We start from the raw sequence: 20219 nt of genomic DNA, 5'->3' as shown, positions 1-20219 counted from the left end.
CGATATTGGAGAAGATTTCTTACTTATCAGTAACGCTCATGCGCTTTGCAGTTCCCCACGCGGCGGGGCAATCCGATAGCCACGCCGCTTCAACAGCACTGCGGCATAACTGCGGCGGAACGTGAGCACATCGGCCTCGCGTTTTAATGCTTGTAACGCTTGTTCGCCATCAGCACGAAGTTGCCCTGTTTTCTTTTGTTCCAATAAAGATTCGTAGTTTTGCCAGTGCTCCGGCGGAAAAATCCGACGGGACTCCTGAAGCAGTTCTTGATCATTCATTGCCAACAACGGAAAAACATCATTTTGATACCCAGCAGGAATGTCCTCAAAAATTGGCGGGAGAGTATGGCGCAGGCTATCAATAATAATAGCTTCCGTCGGCTGCTGGAACAAAGAAGCCGCCTGATACAACTGCTGGTAGAGTGCATCCGATACATTGATGGTAATAGCGTGCGTCATATTTCACCTTTTAGCATTGACAGCCGGTAATTCATCACAAAATACACCATACAATTTATCCGTGACCATGAGAAGAGACTGGCTCATTTAATCCCCATTCAACCCCAACGCTTCGCGCACCAACGCCTGCTGCTGCCGCTGGTGCATATACAATGACCCCACCGCAGGCGCGGCCATCGCCGGGCGGCTCACGCACACCACTTCGGTATAATCATACGCCTCGAAACGGTGTTTAATGCCGTTCCACGCGCCTTGATTGACCGGTTCTTCCTGACACCAAATCACGGTTTTAACGTTCGGGTAATACTCCATCACATCCACCAATTCTTGCGCGGGAAACGGGTAAAGCTGTTCCAAGCGAATGATGGCAGTATCCACCATGGCATGTTTACGGCGCTCTTCCAGCAAGTCGTAAAACACCTTGCCGCTGCACAAAATCACCCGCTTCACGTGCTCTTTCGCCTCCACATCGGTGATGTCTACATCATCCAACACCACTTCAAACTGCCCCAAGGTGAAATCTTCCAACGGGCTAACCGCCAGCGGGTGGCGCAATAAACTTTTCGGGGTAAACACAATCAACGGCTTGCGGTATTTACGCATCATTTGCCGCCGCAGCATGTGGAATACCTGCGCGGGGTTGGACGGAATGCAAATGTGCATGTTTTCCTGTGCCGCCAACTGCACAAAGCGTTCCAGACGCGCCGAGGAATGTTCCGGCCCCTGCCCTTCCAAGCCGTGTGGCAAGAACATCACCAGCCCACACAAACGCTGCCATTTCTGCTCACCGGAACTGATGAATTGGTCAATTACTACCTGCGCCCCGTTCACGAAGTCGCCGAATTGCGCCTCCCAAATCACCAGCGTATCCGGTTCCGCCGTGGCATAACCGTATTCAAATGCCAACACTGCCTCTTCGGAGAGCACCGAGTCGATCACCGTAAATTTGGCTTGGAAATCCGTGGTGTGTTGCACCGGAATCCACTGTTCGCGGCGCTGCTGGTGGTGCAATACCGCGTGCCGGTGTGAAAACGTGCCGCGCCCGCAATCCTGCCCCGACAAACGCACGTCAAAGCCCTCTTCCACCAAGGTCGCATACGCTAAATTTTCGCCAAAACCCCAGTCGGCCAGTTGTTCACCACGCCCCATTGCCGCCCGCGCTTCCAGCACTTTGAACACACGCGGATGCACCACAAAATCAGCCGGAATATTGCTGATCCAGCCCGCACTAATGCTGTGAATGCGTTCTGCGGAACACGTCGTATCAATGTGCTGCCGCCAAGGTTGCCCAACGAAGGCTTTCCAATGCGTTTGCAATTCCGCTGGCAAACCCGTGCGTGTTTGGCTATTGCAGCACGTAACGCCACCATTCGACAGTTTGGTGCGGTAAGCGTCGATCAAGCCTTTCGCCCCGCTTTCACTCACGACTCCGGCTTCTGCAAGGCGCATCGCGTATTTGGCACGGGTCGTCGGTAAGCTGCGAATCGTGCTGTACATCACCGGCTGGGTCATGTTCGGTTCATCCGCTTCGTTATGCCCCAAGCGGCGGTAACACACCAAGTCGATTACCACGTCTTTCTGGAACAACTGGCGGTATTCGAGCGCCACTTGCGTGACATAGACCACGGCTTCGGGGTCATCGCCATTGACGTGGAAAATCGGCGCATTGATCATTTTCGCCACGTCGGTCGGGTAATACGTCGAACGGCTATCCGACACCGTGCTGGTGGTGAAACCAATCTGGTTATTGATCACAATGTGAATCGTGCCGCGAGTACGGTAGCCACGGGTTTGCGCCATGTTAAAGGTTTCCATCACCACGCCCTGCCCTGCGAACGCGGCATCACCGTGGATCGAAATGCCCAATACCTGGTCGCCGTCTTTGTCTTCACGCCGGTCTTGGCGAGCGCGTACCGAACCTTCCATTACCGGGCTGACGATTTCCAGATGCGAAGGGTTGAACGCTAACACCAAGTGCATCGGGCCACCTTCGGTGCTGACATTGCCAGAAAAACCTTTGTGGTATTTGACGTCGCCGGTGTATGTTTCCTCAACCTTGCCCTCAAATTCGCCAAACAAATCGCCCGCAGGCTTGCACAGCACATTAGTGAGCACGTTTAAACGCCCCCGGTGCGCCATGCCGATGACGATTTCCTGCAAACCTTGCTTGCCACCTTCGTGGATCAGGGTTTGCAAGAGTGGAATCAAGCTTTCGCCGCCTTCCAGACCGAAGCGCTTTTGCCCAACGTAACGGCGGTGCAAATATTGTTCAAAACCTTCCGCTGCGGTGAGTTGTTCGAGGATTTTGCGGCGTTCGGGGTGGGTCAGTTTGCCACGCCCCATGTTCGGTTCAATGCGTTGTTGCAGCCAGCGTTTTTCTTGCACATCCAAAATATGCATGTATTCAAAACCGATGGTGCGCAAATACGTTTCGCGTAGTGCGTGCACGATATTGCCGAGCGTCGGTTTGGCGGTGAGATTAAAAGTGCCGGGGTCGAATACCGTATCAGGGTCAACATTTTCCAGCCCGTGGTGTTCCAGCATCAATTGCGGTACGCCCACTTTGTAAGCGTAATCACCCAAGGGGTTGGTGTTGGCTTCCAGATGCCCCAAGTAACGGTAGGCATTAATCATGCGCGATACGTGCAATTGTTCGCTGCGTTGTGCCAAGGCTTTGCCGTTGCCATGGTTCGCATTAGGCGCAAAGCTGCTGGTAACAGGCTCGGCATCCAAGCGCTGAAAATAGGCTTGCCATTGCGGGTCTATGCTGTGGGGGTCTTGCTGATAGCGCTCATACAATTGTTCGAGAAAAAGCGCGTGTTCGCCGTCGAGGAAAGATTCATCCATCATACCCGTACCCTGATTATCGGTTTATTTTAACGGGTGCATTATAGACCAATGCAGGGTAGTTATGTGTAGAATACGCATTTTCGCCCCGAAGGATGCCCACTATGGTTTGGAAACCCCGCGTCACCGTTGCCAGTGTCATTGAACACGATAACCGCTTTCTGATGGTGGAAGAAATGCACTATGGGCAACTGACCATCAACCAACCGGCAGGACACATGGAACACGGCGAAAGCTTGCTGGATGCAGTACGCCGCGAAACGTTGGAAGAAACCGGCTGGCATTTTGAACCAACCGCTCTGCTGGGCATTTTTCACCTGCAACGCGATGACCCTGACCGCGTGTATTTGCGCTTCACCTTCACCGGCACGCTGCTTGAACCTGTCCCCGGCTACCAAATCGACGCGGATATTACCGCCGTGCATTGGTTGACTCGCGAACAAATCCGCAACCAGCAACCGCGTATCTGGCGCAGCGATTTGGTCGGACGCTCGCTCGAACTGTACGAATCCGGGGTACGTCATTCACTGGATAGCCTGCACTATTTCACCGCCAATGACTAACGCCACGCAAAAAGTCATCGTCGGCATGTCCGGCGGGGTCGACTCTTCCGTTGCAGCACTCCTACTGCTCGAACAAGGCTACCAAGTGGAAGGCTTGTTCATGAAAAACTGGGAAGAGGACGACACCGAAGACTATTGCTCCGCTGCGGTTGACCTTGCGGATGCACAAGCCGTTGCCGACCAATTAGGCATCGTATTGCACACACGCAATTTTGCCAGCGAATACTGGGAGCGCGTTTTCACCTACTTTTTGGAAGAATACCGTGCCGGGCGCACCCCCAACCCCGACATCATGTGCAACAAGGAAATCAAGTTCAAAGCCTTCCTAGAGCTTGCACTGGAGTTGGGTGCGGACTACATCGCCACCGGACACTACGCTCGCATTGCGCGTGACCCCGACGGCACGGCGCGAATGCTCAAAGGCGTGGATGCCAATAAAGACCAAACCTATTTTCTCTACACGCTGCAACAGCACCAATTGCAACGCAGCCTGTTTCCGATCGGGGAATTGCAGAAAAGCAAGGTGCGCGAATTGGCAGAAACTGCCGGATTCACCACTGCTCGTAAAAAAGACAGCACTGGCATTTGTTTCATTGGTGAACGTAAATTTCGCGATTTCCTGCAACGCTTTTTGCCCGCACAACCCGGCAATATCGTCACACCCGAAAATGAGATCATCGGCAAACACCATGGCTTAATGTACTACACCCTCGGTCAACGCCAAGGCTTGGGCATCGGTGGGCGCAAAGATGCGGATGAAACCCCGTGGTTTGTGGTCGACAAAGACATGGCAACTAACCGCCTGATCGTCACCCAAGGGCATCAACACGACTTGCTGATGAAACACTTCCTGTTAGCCTCGCAATTGCACTGGGTGGCGGGTCATGCACCGAGCCAGCAGTTTGAATGCAAAGCCAAAATCCGCTACCGCCAGACGGAAGAAACTTGTCAGGTCAGCTTAAAACCGGATGGCAGCAGTGCGGTGTGCTTTCCCCATCCGCAACGCGCGATTACCCCCGGACAATCCATTGTGTTTTATCAGAATGACGTCTGTTTGGGCGGTGGCATTATTGATGCCATGGCAAGCGACTGCCCTAATCCTTAAGGGCTAACTTGAATTATCTGCATAAACCCTTATTCTCACCACACATAGTCAAATCGGATTTAACAAAAACCTGTGGAAGCCAATAACCGTAACCGAACCCTTGCCCTCGCTGCGCTGTTCCAGTGTGTCGAAGGTGTCACGCAAATTGCCGCACGCGGCAATGTCGATAGCGAACTGTTTGAAGCCTGCATCAACAGTATCTTGACAGAAGACGACGCCACCCCCGAAGCGCTCTACGGTGGCATCGACAAGCTTCGCACTGGCTTTCGAGTGCTGATGTATCAACTCGGCGCGAGCAATCTGAATCCTGATGGCAAACCCAAAGACATCGAAGCCACCCGTTACGCGGTTAATTTGCTGTATCTGGAAAAGAAACTCGCCAACGACCCGGATATGTTCCAGTCCTTGCTCAAAAATATCGAAAACGCCCAGCAACAACTGGACTTTTTCGCCATGACTCACCCCAATATGATTGCGCGACTCGCTGAAATCTACAGCACTACGGTCAGCAAACTGGGACCGCGCATTATGATTAAAGGCGACCAAAACCACCTCGCCAACCCCGAAAATGCGGCAAAAATTCGCGCCTTATTACTGGCAGGCATCCGTGCCGCCTTATTGTGGCGGCAGGCGGGTGGGAATCGCTGGAAGCTCATCTTCTCGCGGGGCGCGATGCAAAAAGAGGCGCAGCGGTTTTTGAACTAAGACCCCAGTTCAAGATTAATCGCTGCAATCACCGCCTGTGGATCGGATGCTTGGGTAATCGGTCGCCCCACCACCACGTAACTGACGCCCGCTTCCCGCGCCTGAGCGGGTGTCATGACGCGGGATTGATCACCCTGATCACTCCCCGTCGGGCGAATACCGGGCGTTACCAGCAAGAAATCGTTTCCTAGGCGTTGGCGTAACATTGCCGCTTCCTGTGCCGAACACACCACGCCATCCAAACCACTGTCCGCCGTCAATTGCGCTAAATGTTGCACCTGTTGGGCAGGTTCGACGGTGATACCCGTGCCGGACAATTGCGCCTTATCCATCGACGTTAACACCGTCACGGCAATCAACTTGGGTGGGTTAGCAAACCCCTGCAAGGCTTCACGCGCCGCTTGCATCATCTTAGTACCACCGGATGCATGAACATTAAGCATCCACACCCCCAAACCCGCCGCCGCTTTACACGCCGACGCTACCGTGTTGGGAATGTCGTGAAATTTTAGATCCAGAAACACGTCAAAGCCACGCGCGGTTAATTGACGCACAAACGCAGGGCCTGCGGCGACAAATAACTCAAAACCGACTTTAAGCTTGCATTGTGACGGGGTAAGTGGCGCAACAAACGCCAATGCTTGTTCCGCTGTGGCAAAATCGAGGGCAATAATCAAACGGCTAGACATGCAATCATCCTGACAAATTAAACGTTGCTAACAGTATCCCAATGGTGACACGCGGGACAGCGCCATAAGTAACCGTGCATTTTATACCCACACTGGGCGCACTGGAAATCCGGTTGGCTGGCAGACAAACGCTGCAAAGCCGTTTGTAATTGAGCAATATCGCACACTTTTTCTTCTTGCCACAACGCCGACAACACATCGGTAGCGTGCGCCAAAGTATTGAGGCTGGGTTTGCCTTTGGTTAAATACTCCCCGACTTGCACGCGCATATCGGACAGTTTTCCCAATTTGTGCGCCAATTGCAGCAAATAACCAAACAGCTTCGCATCTTGCGTTTTCGCAAAAGTCTGTTGAATAAATTGATACAGGTTTTCCAATTCGTCTTTCTGATTAAACTTATTGACCAATTGATTGAATAACATCCCAATCAAGCGCGTGTCTTTTTCAATTGCCTGACGGTAAAAATTCAAGGCTTCCTCGCGCTGATTGCGGGCATAAGCCAGATCAGCGTTGAGCACCAGCACTCTGGAGGCAGCGGAATAACTTTTCGCGGCTTTCTTAATGGTTTCTTCCGCACGGAACAAGTTTTGCTTCTGCAATTCCTGTACCGCCAGTTCGCAATAATAATGCGCAATCAAGCGGCTGTGATCAACTTTGCTGCGCTGCTGCGCTAATTGGGCGATCTCAATCGCCTTATTCCACTCGTGCAATTGTTCGTAAATATTGCGCAATGGCTCACACGCATCGGCGTGTTTCGGGTCATCTTTAAGCAATTCACTGAACACGCTTTCGGCACGATCCAGCAAGCCTGCCGCAAAAAAGTCTTCGCCCAAGGCCAACATTGCCGCCGTGCGTTGCGCTTTGCTCAAATCGGAGCGTGCCACTAAATTTTGGTGAATGCGTAATGCGCGATTAATTTCACCGCGATTGCGGAACAAATTTCCCAGCAATAGAAAAGTATTCGCGGTGTGTTCATCCACCTCGGCGTAATTAAGAAACACGTCCAGGGCTTTGTCGGGTTCTTCGCTCAACAGGTAGTTAATGCCCTGCACAAAACGTTGCGGAACATCCTGACGCTGTTGTTCTTGACGTTCTTTGTAACGCTTACGCGCCGCGTGCCAACCGGAATAAAACGCGATGGGCAGGAGTAAAAATAGAATTTCTTGCATAATGCCTTAGATGTAAAAAAGGAGGCTGTGTGCCTCCCCTTTCTATTACCACAATATAGGAATATTAATCCTGAACCGGGTAACTAACACGCGATTCATTCACCCGCTCGCGCAATTCCTTGCCCGGCTTGAAATGCGGCACGTGTTTTGGCGGTAACGCCACCTGATCACCCGTTTTAGGATTACGGCCTTTACGCGCTGCGCGATGGTGCAGGGAAAAACTGCCAAAACCTCGGACTTCAATGCGCCCGCCACTCGACAGTGATTCGCTCATTTTATCGAGCAACAGTTTAACCGAAGATTCCACATCGCGGGTGCTAAGATGGCTTTGCTTGCGTGACAGAATATCAATGATTTCAGATTTGGTCATCCATTCCACTCCTGAACAAACGACGGGTTGTCATAATCGTTGTTGCAGCTTTCCAGTCTTGGAAAACAGTGCAGATAGAACATCTGCACCGCCTGAACTATAGGTCATCCCTGACCTGCGTGCCATCCTGATGGAGAATATTATTCGCCCATCTGTTCCTTGAAGATGTCACCCAGTGACGTACCCGTGCTGGTAGAACGTCCGGTGTATTCACGCATCAAACGTGATTCATCTTCATCATCCTTCGCCTTAATAGACAGGTTGATGGCGCGAGTCTTGCGATCAACACCCATGAATTTCGCTTCAACGGTATCGCCTTCTTTCAGCAGCGTGCGAGCATCTTCAACGCGGTCGCGTGACAGTTCTGAAGCACGCAAAATGCCTTCGATGCCTTCGCCCAAGTCGATTTTCGCGGCTTTAGGCGTGACTTCAACCACAGTACCTTTCACGACGCTGCCTTTAGAATGGGCTGCCACGAAGTTGGAGAACGGGTCTTGTTCCATCTGCTTGATGCCGAGGGAAATGCGTTCACGTTCTGGATCAACAGCCAATACAACCGCTTCCACTTCGTCGCCTTTCTTGTAGCTGCGCACGGCTTCTTCACCGGGAACGTTCCAAGAAATGTCAGACAAGTGCACCAGACCGTCGATGCCACCGTCCAAACCGATAAAGATACCGAAGTCAGTGATCGACTTGATCTTACCGGAAACGCGGTCGCCCTTGTTGCGAGTACCCGCAAATTCATCCCAAGGGTTCGCTTGGCATTGCTTCATGCCCAGTGAAATGCGGCGGCGTTCTGCGTCGATGTCGAGAATCATGACTTCCGTTTCGTCACCCAGTGCTACGACTTTGGCAGGGTTGACGTTTTTGTTAGTCCAATCCATTTCAGAAACGTGTACCAGACCTTCAACACCGTCTTCGATTTCCACGAAGCAGCCGTAGTCGGTCAGGTTGCTGACCTTACCAAAGATGCGCGTGCCAGCCGGGTAACGACGAACCAGATCTTGCCATGGATCTTCACCCAATTGCTTCAGACCCAGTGAAACGCGGTTCTTATCGCGGTCGAACTTGAGGACTTTAACGTCAATTTCGTCACCGATATTAACCACTTCAGAAGGATGCTTGACGCGCTTCCAAGCCATATCGGTAATGTGCAACAGACCGTCGATGCCGCCGAGGTCGAGGAACGCACCGTAATCGGTGAGGTTTTTGACCACGCCTTTGATGACTTGACCTTCTTGCAGGTTTTCCATCAGCGCATCGCGTTCTGCACTGTATTCTTCTTCAACGACTGCACGGCGTGAAACCACGACGTTGTTGCGCTTCTGATCCAGCTTGATGAGCTTGAATTCCAGTTCCTTGTTTTCCAAGTAAGAAGTATCGCGGACTGGACGTACATCAACCAGTGAACCCGGCAAGAATGCACGAATATCACCCAACTCAACCACGAAACCACCCTTAACTTTGCCGGTAATGATACCGGTGATGATTTCTTCGTTGGTGAAAGCTTCTTCCAGAATTTCCCAAGCACGCAGGCGACGGGCTTTTTCACGGGAAAGGCGCGTCTCACCGAAACCGTCTTCGACGGTATCCAGTGCTACTTCAACCAAATCGCCGACTTTAACGTTGATTTCGCCGCGTTCATTTCTGAACTGCTCAGCAGGAATAACACCTTCGGATTTCAAGCCAGCGCTCACGATAATGAAATCGGAGCGGACTTCGAGAACTGTTGCATTCAGCAGAGCGCCAGGTTGCATTTGGGTGTAAGAGAGGCTCTCTTCAAACAGTTCAGCAAAACTTTCAGTCATGAATAAAAATACCTGTTAATAAAATGAGTTATCGTCACTCGCATCCTGCATTGACGGGTTAAAACGCAAAAAGCCCAGACTTCCTGTCAGGGCTCCCTAGAAAATACGGGATTCAATGCAATGCTTAAACGACGTAGTGCAGCACGGTGGCAAACACTTCGGCTTGATCCAACGAACTGGTGTCGATAACCAACGCATCAGCGGCAGGTTTTAAGGGAGCTACCGGGCGGTTGGTATCGCGTTCGTCGCGAGCATTGATCTCTTGAATTAGGTCACAGAGTTTAGCACTAAGTCCTTGTTGGCTCAACTGTTTCAGGCGACGTTCTGCACGAATTTCAGCACTGGCGGTGAGATAAAACTTGTGGGTAGCCCTAGGAAACACCACCGTACCCATATCGCGCCCATCGGCAACCAAACCGGGAAGCTGGCAAAACTGGCGTTGCAACTCCAATAATGCTGCCCGTACCGCAGGCAATACCGCGATTTGCGACGTCGCACTGGCACAGGTTTCGTTGCGAATTTCGCTGGTAATAATGTCACCGTTCAGCCATGCCTCACCATTTTTGAACGCGATATTCAGGGTGGGAATCATCGCCGCCAACGCGGTTTCATCTTGCAGATTCAGGTTGCGACGCAAAGCCGCCACTGCCGCCACCCGGTAAATAGCGCCGCTATCAAGCATGTGCCAGCCGAGTTTATCCGCCAGCATACACGCAATCGTGCCTTTACCAGCTCCAGCCGGGCCATCAATCGTGATCACAGGAATGAGCGTATTCATAGCGTTGTAATCCTCACGCCCGCGTTTGCCGCCAACTCCACAAAGCCGGGAAACGAGGTATTCACATTCGCGCAGTCATTGATCGTAATCGGTTGCGTGGCGCGTAAGGCTGCCATGGCAAACGACATCGCAATGCGATGATCGCCGTGACTGTCAATCGTGCCACCGCTGAAGTTGCCGGGGTTGATGATAATGCCGTCTGGAGTGGGTTGCGCATCCACGCCACACGCAAGCAAGCCATCCGCCATCACCTGAATCCGGTCACTTTCTTTGACGCGCAATTCTTCCGCTCCCGTTAGCACGGTCTGCCCTTCTGCAAACGCTGCCGCAATAAACAAGGATGGGAATTCATCAATTGCCAGCGGCACTAAGGCTTCAGGAATCTGAATACCGTGCAATTGCGCCGAACGTACCCGAATATCCGCGACCGGTTCACCGCCGACTTCGCGCTCATTCAAGATTTCGAGGTTTGCCCCCATCAAGCGCAAAATGTCTATCACGCCGGTACGGGTCGGATTCATGCCGACGTGTTCGATGGTCAGATCAGAACCGAGGGCAATGCTTGCACCTACCATGAAAAAGGCGGCGGAGGAAATGTCAGAAGGCACATCAATATCCGTGGCGGTGAGTTTGCCGCCACCTTGCAGGCTGATGTGATTGCCGTCGGTTTTCACCGCATAACCAAAGCCGCGCAACATGCGTTCAGTATGGTCACGGGTTGGCGCTGGCTCAGTCACCGAGGTTTCGCCTTGCGCATACAAACCCGCCAACAATAGCGAGGATTTCACCTGTGCGCTTGCCATCGGCATGTCGTAATGGATGCCGTGCAACGGGCTGCCGCCATGTACCAATAACGGCGGCGTGCCGGTTGCGGTCGCATCAATGTTCGCGCCCATACTGGCTAACGGCACGGTCACACGCTTCATCGGGCGCTTGGATAGCGAGGCATCACCCGTCATGCGCACATCAAACGCTTGCCCGCTCATCAAACCGGACATTAGGCGCATGGATGTGCCGGAATTGCCCATATCCAAATCGCCCGACGGAGCTTGCAAGCCATGCAGCCCTACCCCGTGGATGGTTACTTTGCCATCATCGGTGGGGCCTTCGATGCTCACGCCCATGCTGCGAAACGCATTCAGGGTACAAAGACAATCTTCACCTTGCAAAAAACCGCTGACGTGGGTTGTGCCTTCTGCCAGTGAACCGAGCATTATGGAACGGTGGGAAATGGATTTGTCACCGGGAACGCGCACCTTGCCTTGCAAGCTGCCACCGGGTTGGACGTTGAATTGTAGGTTGGTGCTGGAATGGCTCACGCGGGTTTTCCTGTATCGTGTGTCGTTATGCGTAAAAAACTAGGTTGGCATTCAAACATACGCCATAAGCTTTGCCAAGTTGCAACAGAAGCTTTGTCCGCAATCTTCATTTTAAGGTATGGCATAATCGCGTTTTTTAACGGCTGGACACCCGGTTAAATGGTAAATTTATTGCTCTCCAGCGGTGCGATACTGCTGTTGATTGTTGTAATCAGCGGGTTGAGTGCCTGCACACCCGCCAGTATTCCGCTCAAAACCACGCAAGCACCGCCCGCACTGGTGCAACAGCCACTGCTACGCACCAGCGATGGCACGGAGTTAGTAATGACCCACTGGCAAGCACATAGCACACCCAAAGCGACGTTATTGCTGATCCACGGCCTCAACGAATACGCCGGAGCGTTTGACGAAATGTGTGAAACGCTCGCTCAACACGGCGTTGAGGTATGGGCATACGATCAGCGCGGCTTTGGGCGTTCACCGTATCGCGGCTTATGGTCGAGTGCGGAACGCATGGCGCACGATGCCCGCGAAGCTGCCAGCCAGTTGCGTCAAACGTACCCAGACCGACCACTTTACGTACTGGGTTTTTCAATGGGCGGAGCAGTGACATTGTTAGCCGCCGCACAGGGGAAATTGGATGCTGACGGTATTATCCTTGCCGCCCCTGCGGTATGGACACGCGCTACTCAACCGTTTTACCAACGTTGGGCGCACCAAGCCGCGTTGCGCCTGACGCCGGGCTGGAAACCAACGGGTGAAAGCCTCGCAATTCGCCCCACTGACAACACAGTCATGTTGCGCCGTATCTGGAAAAGCCCGTGGATGATCAAAGGCACACGCATCGACACGCTCAATGGCGTCGTGGATTTAATGGACAAAGCGTATAGCGCAGCAGACAGCCTTAGCTTGCCGGTGTTGCTACTGTATGGCGATAAAGACCAGATTATCCCGAAAAAGCCGATTGAACGCTTGTGGCAACGCCTACCAAAATCTGGCAAAACGCGGTTTATCCGTTATCCGCAAGGCTGGCACATGCTGGGACGGGATTTAAACGGTGACGAAGTGATCGCCGACATGGTGGAGTGGATGCACTGATAACCTTGAATGGATTCCTAACTTCAAAGTGAAGCAACATAATTGTCGCGGGCTTGTTTGGCATTTGCCATGCGATTGTGCAGCGATTCGCCATCTTGCGCCTCAATCAGCGCGGCAAATTCGCCCAGATTGTGTTGGAAAGCCGCAATCACCGCCAGAATCGCCGCCTTGTTGGTCAGGCAAATATCCCGCCACATCACCGGATCGCTCGATGCAATCCGCGTAAAATCGCGAAATCCACCCGCCGCATAGCGCAAAATATCTTCCCGCTGCGGCATATTCAGCAGCGTATCCACCAGCGAAAACGCCAGCACATGCGGCAAATGGCTGGTCGCTGCCAACACCTGATCGTGCAATTCTACCGGCATTTGTTCCAGCAATGCGCCCGTCACGCGCCACATCGCTTCCACTTTGGCAATCGCATCCGCATCCGTGTGCGCCTGCGGGGTCAAAATCACGCGGCGGTTGACGTACAAATCAGGAATTGCCGCTTCCACCCCGCTCTTTTCACGCCCTGCAATCGGATGCCCTGGCACAAAACGGGTGAAATCCGCGCCAAACACCTGCGCCACTTCCGCCACGATACTGCCTTTGGTGCTGCCTGCATCGGTAAGAATCGCATCCGCCGACAATGCCGGTTTGATTTGCTGCAATAAGTGCCGCATTGCGCCCATCGGCACCGCCAGCAATACCATATCGGCATCGCGTACCGCCTCTGCTGGGTCAAGGCTGAAGCTGTCGATCACCCCCAAATCCACCGCTTTTTGCAAGTGCGCCGCATTGCGACTGCACCCCACCACCGTTTCGCAGAAATGTGCGTCACGCAACGCCAACGCCAGCGACCCACCGATCAACCCGACACCAAAGATAACCAATTTCTTAATCACGCGGTAAGAACCTTCTGCAACGCCTTGATACAGCGCGTATTCTGCGCCGCCGTACCAACCGTAATCCGCAAATGTTGCGGCAAACCATACCCACCAATCGGGCGCACAATCACGCCTTCGCGCAACAACGCATCATATAACGGTGCCGCCGGACGCTGCATATTAATGGTGATAAAATTGCCCGCTGTCGGCATGTATTCCCAACCATTCTCAGCACACGCCGCAAACCATTGCTGCAAACCTGCCGCATTCGTCGCCACACTACGTTCAAGGAAATCATCATCCCCCAACGCCGCTTGCGCCGCCGCCAAAGCCAGTGAATTCACGTTAAACGGCTGACGCACCCGATTCAGCATATCCGCAATCGCAGAGCTAGAGGCGGCATAACCGACCCGCACCCCCGCCAAACCGTAAATCTTGGAAAACGTGCGCGTCACAATCAGATTCGGGAATTCCGCGAGCCACGCCAACGCATTCGGGAAGGTCGGGTCGGTCACGTATTCGGTATAGGCTTCGTCGATGACGACGATGACATCATTCGGCACGCGGCTTAGAAAACGGTGCAGCTCCTCCTTACCCAACCACGTCCCTGTCGGATTATTTGGGTTCGCAATGAACACTAATCGGGTTTTGTCGGTGATTTTCGCGGCAAGGTTTGCCAGATTATGCCCGTAAGGCATGGTGTCATGGCTGGGCGGATTCGCTTTGGCAGGTTGCAATTCTGCGCCCACGGCTTGAATTACAATCGGGTAAACCGCAAAGGCGTATTCTGAGAAGACGGCGGCACGGCTATTATCTAAAAACACACGGGCAATGATGTCCAGCACGTCGTTAGAGCCGTTACCTAAAGTGATTTGTGAGCTTTGCAGACCAAACTTGTCCGCAGTCGCCGCCTTTAACTGGTAGCCACTGCCATCGGGATAGAGTTCCAGCGATTTAAGTACCGCCGCCATCGCCGCTTGCGCTTTGGGGCTTGCGCCGAGGGGATTTTCGTTGGAAGCCAGTTTGAGGATATTGGTAATCCCCAGTTCGCGCTCCAGCTCTTCGATGGGTTTGCCCGGTTGGTAAGGATGCAAGGCTTGCACGCCCGTTACCGCCAGTGTTTTGAAATCAACAGTCGTTTGCATTCGTTTTACTCACTCTACCCAATCTAACCCTAATTCTTCCACAAACGTCTTCTCAAGACCTAAAAATAATGCTTTCCGAGCCAGAAGCATATCATTTATAGTGATATTGGCATCAGAGGTATTCACCATACCAAGTCTGTATAAAATATCATTATCTTCTGCATTGGCACTACCTTGTTCTTTTCGACGCAATACATCACGTACTTTAACCAATTCCGTTGGTACAATAGCTAAATCCCACCAATTAGAACGTTTGCCATCTTTTGATAATGGTTGCATAGCCGTTCGTCCTGTCGCAAAAGCCTTATGAGCTTCGCCATCAAGATGACCGTCATCATATTGACGTGCCATTAATAATGCACAGGCTTTAGAACGCACGGCTCGGAAATCAAATTTTTGGACAGGACGCACTTTTTTCGTAATATCTCTGTCCATCTTTTCATAGCCATTACCTGACAACATCTCTTTAAGTGCTTCACTACTTCTTTTGTAAATAGCTGAATTTACACCTGCAAACACCTCACCATACGTTGTTAACCAAAACCATTTTTCTACGGCCTTTTTAGTGTTTTCGCTTTCTGTATTAATGCCCTCTTTTTCTAACACAATAGCTAACGTTATTAATTGCCAAGAATAAGGCAAGGCTTCCGGCCCATGCACACCGCATAATGTTAGTAATTGACTTGCTTTAGCTGCTCCACCAATAGCCTTGTCAATCAATTTTTGATCTAATTTCTTAGCTAAATTTTCAACCTTGATGTTCGCTGGTTTATCATCTAAAATACCAGCACATATTCTAAGAAGGTCTAAATCAGGTGTGTCTTGCCACTTACCAAAATCCGCTAATAGTTTTATTTTAGCAGATTCAAAAACATCTCTTAAATCAAAATTATTTTGGAATGCCAGCGCAGCAACCATATTAAAATCATCCATCGGAGTACCACTAGAGTTTATTCGTTTAAAACTCACCGTAGCTTCATCTAAGGAATCAGCAACCAACACAGCCACAGGTATCTGATATTCACGCAATCTATCACGCAAACTATCCACATCCTTGATTTGTTCATCTGTTAAATCACGATGATCCCGAATCCATTTGTTTAGCTTAAATCTGTTTAACAATATATCTATCGGTAATTGCGCATCATCGGGGTTCACGTTTGGCTTTAATAGAATAAAACGCTCACGACTTTGCTGATCATTACCGTTTAAATCAAAAAACCATCTTTCATTATTATCTACTTCATCTTTCTTACCAGAGCGTTCAATATCGGCTTCCAATCCAGCACCAAGGATTTGCACTAACGTTGACAAGCGTTGATGCCCATCTAATAACAAGCGCAATGTTGTGCCATCCTCTCTGCGAGGAATTTTATAACCACCAACTTCATCAATTGTTGTAATAGTATCATTTGTAGACCACAACAAAATTGTTCCTACCGGATAACCTCGATACAAGCTATCCAGTAGATCACCACGTTGATCTGGACTCCACGTATCTTGAGTTCCAGCACGTTGAAAACGTGGTACTCGAACATCGCCTCGCATCACCTCGCTCACTAATTGATAGAGTGGCTGGATAAAAGGTTGTTTTTCATAAAAAGCCATAAAGATTCCCTAAAAATTAGTTACATAGATGATACAATTGATTCAGCCAATTTTCTCATTTCAGGCCAAGAACCATCTTTTTCAAACCACTCATCTTTCCAAATTTCTTCATAAGCATCTTCTCCGAAAACGCTCTTAAACAGTTTTTCATTAGATGATAATTTCACAACATCTTCAAAGAATCGCTTATCACCACTTTTTTCATACGATCCTATATTTCTCTGTGTTTCTTCTTTTTGAGAATTATTAATTTTTTTCTTAAAATTGACAATTTCTTTCAAAGCATCGACAGGAATATAATTCTCCTGTGACTTACGCATCAACCGATGACTTCTATGAAGCATGTCATTATCTTCACATATTAAATATGTTTTCTTAGAATCATAACTTGGAGAATCACTTGTCTTTCCATCATGATCATAAATAATAAAATGAAGTAATTTCCATACATCAGCAGGCAAACCAAATACTAAACGCGAGTTATCATCCTTAATGTGAAACTTAATAAGTTTTAGAATCTCTGTAAGTCCCCCACCTTGAATATAACGTATTTGCCCCCGTCTCTCCAATTTTTCTAATTCTTCTCTACAATCCGGTGGCATCACATGGCGCAAAAATGCAGCATCATTAATCTGATTTTCTACCAGTATGTGTAGTGGTAATGAAACGGCACGAACCGCTTCATCAAGACGGACAAAACAAACGTTACTAATAGAAAATTCCCGATTTGTAATAAGCAAACGCTTAGAAAATCCGCGATCAGCTATATTTGATGGAATTACTTTTAGTTTATCCAGTATATTATCGACTTCATGTTTAATTTTTTCCGATAAAGAGCGCTTCCATTCATCAAAGTTAGGTGAACCTCGTCTTGCGGAAGGATCATTTGAAATAGTTAATGAATGACCACGAATAGCCGCATTATGCAATACACTCAAGCAATCAATATAACGACTCCCTGAAAATAGTGCATCATCCATCCATATCATCATGAGTCTGTACCTTTTTTCCAGCGCAAGTCCATGATTTCGTAAGAAAGCTCTTGCTCTGTTTCAAATGTTCCTAGTGGCCAACCGCTTAGCCTTGCATCGTTTTCAATCGTTATTTTTTCGACAAATGAAGCTGAAGCTGAGTTCTCATCTTTTTGACCAACCCAATAAAGTCCAACATCATCAGTTGACAATTTACCTTCTAAAATAGCAAGTTGCATAGCTCTCAGCAAATAAACGGAATGCGTCTCTAAAACGACAGGAATGCCACATTTGATTGTTTCAACCAAACGATCAAAGAATTTCACTTGAAGAGTCGGATGCAAATGCGATTCAGGTTCTTCAATAGCAAGAAATGAAGGCGTTCTTTCTTGCTTCATCTCTGCCCATGCCATACATAATAAAATGGGCAATAGAGAGCGAACACCTTCACCAGCAAGAGAAGCAGGCAACTCTTTTACTCCTCGTCTCGATTTAATGGCAAATATAGGCGGATTATTAATAGACTCCTGAATAACAATGCTTTCCCCTAAACCTTGCTGTCTCAACCAAGTAGAAACTGACTCTAAAATTGGCTTTTCTAAATCGCCCTTAATAAGAGAAATTAAATCAGAACCATCAGACAGACAACAGCGAGCTGCCCCTCTACCATCACCATTTCCATCAATAATTCGATTAATACCCAACCATTGTATGTATTCCAACCTGCTGAAATCATCTTGAATAGACGCAACAATCTGATTGATACCGTCAGGAAGTCCCTTAGGTATTAAATTTTCAAATTTTAGCGTGCCACTCCACTCTTGATCTCCATATTCACCTTCATACAAACCTTGGAAATGTTCATTAGTTCGATGAACCTGCCCTGCTAACCATGCATCAAATAAATTATGCTCTTTTTTGCAAGTAATACGATCAACAAGAACTCCGCCTTCATCGCCAAACTTGAGTGTCAATGATGCACCATTATGCCCACTCAAGCTAAAACTGGGTTTACTTGACTCATTGCCCGCCCCTAACCAACCTAAGTCTCTAAAGACTACGTTTTTCGGAATAACCGAGCTATGCAAATTTAAAAGACCACGACCAGAATAAAGTGAGTCAGCTAACAAAACCAATAAGCGCAGCAAGGTGCTTTTGCCTGCTTGGTTCTCACCATAAAGAAGTGTTAACGGATGTATATCAATTTTAGCCTTGTCACGGAAGGCTCGATAACCTTCAACTTCTACACTAAAAAGAGGCATAGCATAACTCCTTCTGAACACATCACGGAAACATCATCGGCTTATTATAGACACTTAATGTCGGGCTGTGACTACAGTATCCGACATTACATTAATAAGTAAGCTATTTACGCGACCGCTTTCGGCTTGTTAGGGCGACGGCGACGCGGCTTGCTCGCTGCGGCACCTTCGGCTTTCTTCACCGGCGGCAAACCAGCGGCTTTGCGGACATCACTCTTCTGCGAGCTGCTACGACGGTTAGCGGGGCGATGTTGCGCAGGGCGCGGACGATCCGCTTCCGCATCTTTGGCAATCTCGGCGGCCGTCAACGCACGGGTCGGGGCAACGCTGATCGTGGGCAACGGTTCACGGGGCAATTGCTGCTTAATGAGCTTTTCGATGCCTTTGAGAAAACCGTATTCTTCCGGTTCGACCAAGGAAATCGCTTCACCCGTTGCGCCCGCACGCCCAGTACGCCCGATACGGTGCACATAATCTTCCGACACGTTCGGCAACTCGAAGTTGATGACGTGTGGCAATTGCTCAATATCCAAGCCACGCGCCGCGATGTCAGTCGCTACCAGTACGCGGATATTGCCTTGTTTGAAATCCGCCAGTGCTTTGGTACGTGCGCCTTGGCTTTTGTTGCCGTGGATCGCAGCAGCGGTTACGCCATCGCGTTCGAGCTTTTCAGCCAAACGGTTGGCACCGTGTTTGGTGCGCGAGAACACCAACACCTGTTCCCACTGATTTTCACGGATTAAGTGGCTCAACAACGCAGTTTTACGCGCTTTATCCACCAAGAAAACCGATTGCGTCACGGTATTCGCCGCCGCATTGCGTGGGCTAACTGAGATTTGCACAGGGTTATTCAATAAACCCTTGGTCAGCGCCACGATGTCGTCGGAGAACGTCGCGGAAAACATCAACGTTTGGCGACGTTTCGGCAACAACGCCAGAATTTTGCGGATGTCGCGGATGAACCCCATGTCCAACATGCGATCTGCTTCGTCCAACACCAGCATTTCCACTTGGGAAAATTTCACCGCGTTCTGGTCGTATAAATCCAGCAAACGCCCCGGTGTTGCCACCAGAATATCCAAACCACGGCGTAACGCCATCATTTGCGGGTTGGCACTCACACCACCAAATACGACGGTAGAAGTCAGCGGCAGGTTTTTGCCGTAATCGCGCACGCTTTCACCGACTTGAGCAGCCAGTTCGCGGGTCGGCGTCAGCACTAAGGCTCGGATATGATTGGATTTGGGCGCATTGCCGTTAGCCGAGAGCAAATGCAGCATCGGTAAGGTGAAACCAGCGGTTTTACCCGTGCCGGTTTGCGCCGCCGCCATAATGTCGCGACCGGACAGAACAGCAGGAATGCCTTGTGCTTGGATAGGAGTGGGGGTGTCGTAACCCTGTTCGCTGATGGCACGCAACAGCGGCTCGGACAAGCCGAGTTCAGAAAATAGCAT

General features: G+C 50.2%; 18 protein-coding genes. 4 read left to right on the top strand and 14 right to left on the bottom strand.

Features of this window, described 5'->3' with window-relative positions:
• Nucleotides 1-36 precede the first annotated feature (36 nt).
• Both HMY34_RS19065 and HMY34_RS19060 read right to left on the bottom strand, forming a co-directional pair.
• Entirely contained in the window at nt 37-459 is a 423-nt protein-coding gene (locus HMY34_RS19065; protein WP_202716990.1) for a hypothetical protein, read from the bottom strand.
• A gap of 87 nt (nt 460-546) precedes the next feature.
• Nucleotides 547-3309 (bottom strand): 2-oxoglutarate dehydrogenase E1 component, encoded by a 2763-nt coding sequence (locus HMY34_RS19060; RefSeq protein ID WP_202716989.1) that lies wholly within the window; start codon nt 3307-3309, stop codon nt 547-549.
• A gap of 101 nt (nt 3310-3410) precedes the next feature.
• Here HMY34_RS19060 and HMY34_RS19055 point away from each other — a divergent pair, with 101 nt between their 5' ends.
• From HMY34_RS19055 to hflD, 3 genes are all read left to right on the top strand, one after another.
• Nucleotides 3411-3869: an NUDIX hydrolase gene (locus tag HMY34_RS19055; protein ID WP_202716988.1), complete on the top strand. Its 459-nt coding sequence runs from the start codon at nt 3411-3413 to the stop codon at nt 3867-3869.
• Entirely contained in the window at nt 3862-4974 is a 1113-nt protein-coding gene (gene mnmA / locus HMY34_RS19050) for a tRNA 2-thiouridine(34) synthase MnmA (protein WP_202716987.1), read from the top strand. The genes HMY34_RS19055 and mnmA overlap by 8 nt, the downstream gene beginning before the upstream one ends.
• Nucleotides 4975-5046: 72 nt before the next feature.
• A complete protein-coding gene (gene hflD, locus HMY34_RS19045; protein WP_202716986.1) occupies nt 5047-5679 on the top strand; it encodes a high frequency lysogenization protein HflD in 633 nt (210 codons plus the stop codon).
• On the opposite strand, the gene pyrF is transcribed toward hflD, so the two are convergent.
• The 6 genes from pyrF to aroA form a co-directional block, all read right to left on the bottom strand.
• Nucleotides 5676-6368 carry an orotidine-5'-phosphate decarboxylase gene (gene pyrF / locus HMY34_RS19040; RefSeq protein WP_202716985.1) on the bottom strand — a complete coding sequence of 231 codons (693 nt, stop codon included), beginning with the start codon at nt 6366-6368 and terminating at the stop codon, nt 5676-5678. The two genes, hflD and pyrF, sit on opposite strands and share 4 nt — an antisense overlap.
• Nucleotides 6369-6385: 17 nt before the next feature.
• Nucleotides 6386-7537 (bottom strand): hypothetical protein, encoded by a 1152-nt coding sequence (locus HMY34_RS19035; protein ID WP_202716984.1) that lies wholly within the window; start codon nt 7535-7537, stop codon nt 6386-6388.
• A gap of 64 nt (nt 7538-7601) precedes the next feature.
• The gene (locus HMY34_RS19030) at nt 7602-7907 is read right to left on the bottom strand and encodes an integration host factor subunit beta (RefSeq protein WP_202716983.1); all 306 of its coding nucleotides are present in this window, start codon (nt 7905-7907) and stop codon (nt 7602-7604) included.
• 140 nt (nt 7908-8047) lie between these two features.
• Entirely contained in the window at nt 8048-9715 is a 1668-nt protein-coding gene (rpsA, locus tag HMY34_RS19025) for a 30S ribosomal protein S1 (RefSeq protein ID WP_202716982.1), read from the bottom strand.
• A gap of 124 nt (nt 9716-9839) precedes the next feature.
• On the bottom strand, nt 9840-10493 hold the full coding sequence (gene cmk, locus HMY34_RS19020; protein WP_202716981.1) for a (d)CMP kinase: 654 nt from the start codon (nt 10491-10493) through the stop codon (nt 9840-9842).
• Nucleotides 10490-11812, bottom strand: a complete 1323-nt coding sequence (aroA, locus tag HMY34_RS19015; protein ID WP_202716980.1) for a 3-phosphoshikimate 1-carboxyvinyltransferase — start codon at nt 11810-11812, stop codon at nt 10490-10492. Before aroA ends, cmk begins: the two co-directional genes overlap by 4 nt.
• Nucleotides 11813-11971: 159 nt before the next feature.
• On the opposite strand from aroA, the gene HMY34_RS19010 reads away from it, so the two are divergent.
• Nucleotides 11972-12910 carry an alpha/beta hydrolase gene (locus HMY34_RS19010; RefSeq protein WP_202716979.1) on the top strand — a complete coding sequence of 313 codons (939 nt, stop codon included), beginning with the start codon at nt 11972-11974 and terminating at the stop codon, nt 12908-12910.
• Between the two features lie 23 nt (nt 12911-12933).
• Here HMY34_RS19010 and HMY34_RS19005 read toward each other — a convergent pair whose 3' ends face one another.
• The 6 genes from HMY34_RS19005 to HMY34_RS18980 form a co-directional block, all read right to left on the bottom strand.
• Nucleotides 12934-13797: a prephenate dehydrogenase gene (locus HMY34_RS19005; protein WP_202716978.1), complete on the bottom strand. Its 864-nt coding sequence runs from the start codon at nt 13795-13797 to the stop codon at nt 12934-12936.
• On the bottom strand, nt 13794-14924 hold the full coding sequence (hisC, locus tag HMY34_RS19000) for a histidinol-phosphate transaminase (RefSeq protein ID WP_202716977.1): 1131 nt from the start codon (nt 14922-14924) through the stop codon (nt 13794-13796). The genes HMY34_RS19005 and hisC overlap by 4 nt, the downstream gene beginning before the upstream one ends.
• Nucleotides 14925-14933: 9 nt before the next feature.
• A complete protein-coding gene (locus tag HMY34_RS18995) occupies nt 14934-16532 on the bottom strand; it encodes a DUF262 domain-containing protein (protein ID WP_202716976.1) in 1599 nt (532 codons plus the stop codon).
• Nucleotides 16533-16552: 20 nt separating this feature from the next.
• Nucleotides 16553-17524 (bottom strand): hypothetical protein, encoded by a 972-nt coding sequence (locus HMY34_RS18990; RefSeq protein WP_202716975.1) that lies wholly within the window; start codon nt 17522-17524, stop codon nt 16553-16555.
• Nucleotides 17521-18765: an AAA family ATPase gene (locus tag HMY34_RS18985; RefSeq protein ID WP_202716974.1), complete on the bottom strand. Its 1245-nt coding sequence runs from the start codon at nt 18763-18765 to the stop codon at nt 17521-17523. The genes HMY34_RS18990 and HMY34_RS18985 overlap by 4 nt, the downstream gene beginning before the upstream one ends.
• Before the next feature lie 107 nt (nt 18766-18872).
• The gene (locus HMY34_RS18980; protein WP_202716973.1) at nt 18873-20219 is read right to left on the bottom strand and encodes a DEAD/DEAH box helicase; all 1347 of its coding nucleotides are present in this window, start codon (nt 20217-20219) and stop codon (nt 18873-18875) included.

Source organism: Thiothrix subterranea, assembly GCF_016772315.1.
GTDB lineage: Bacteria > Pseudomonadota > Gammaproteobacteria > Thiotrichales > Thiotrichaceae > Thiothrix > Thiothrix subterranea.
The sequence above is the reverse complement of the archived record's forward strand: the minus strand, read 5'-3'. Positions and strand labels throughout refer to the sequence as shown.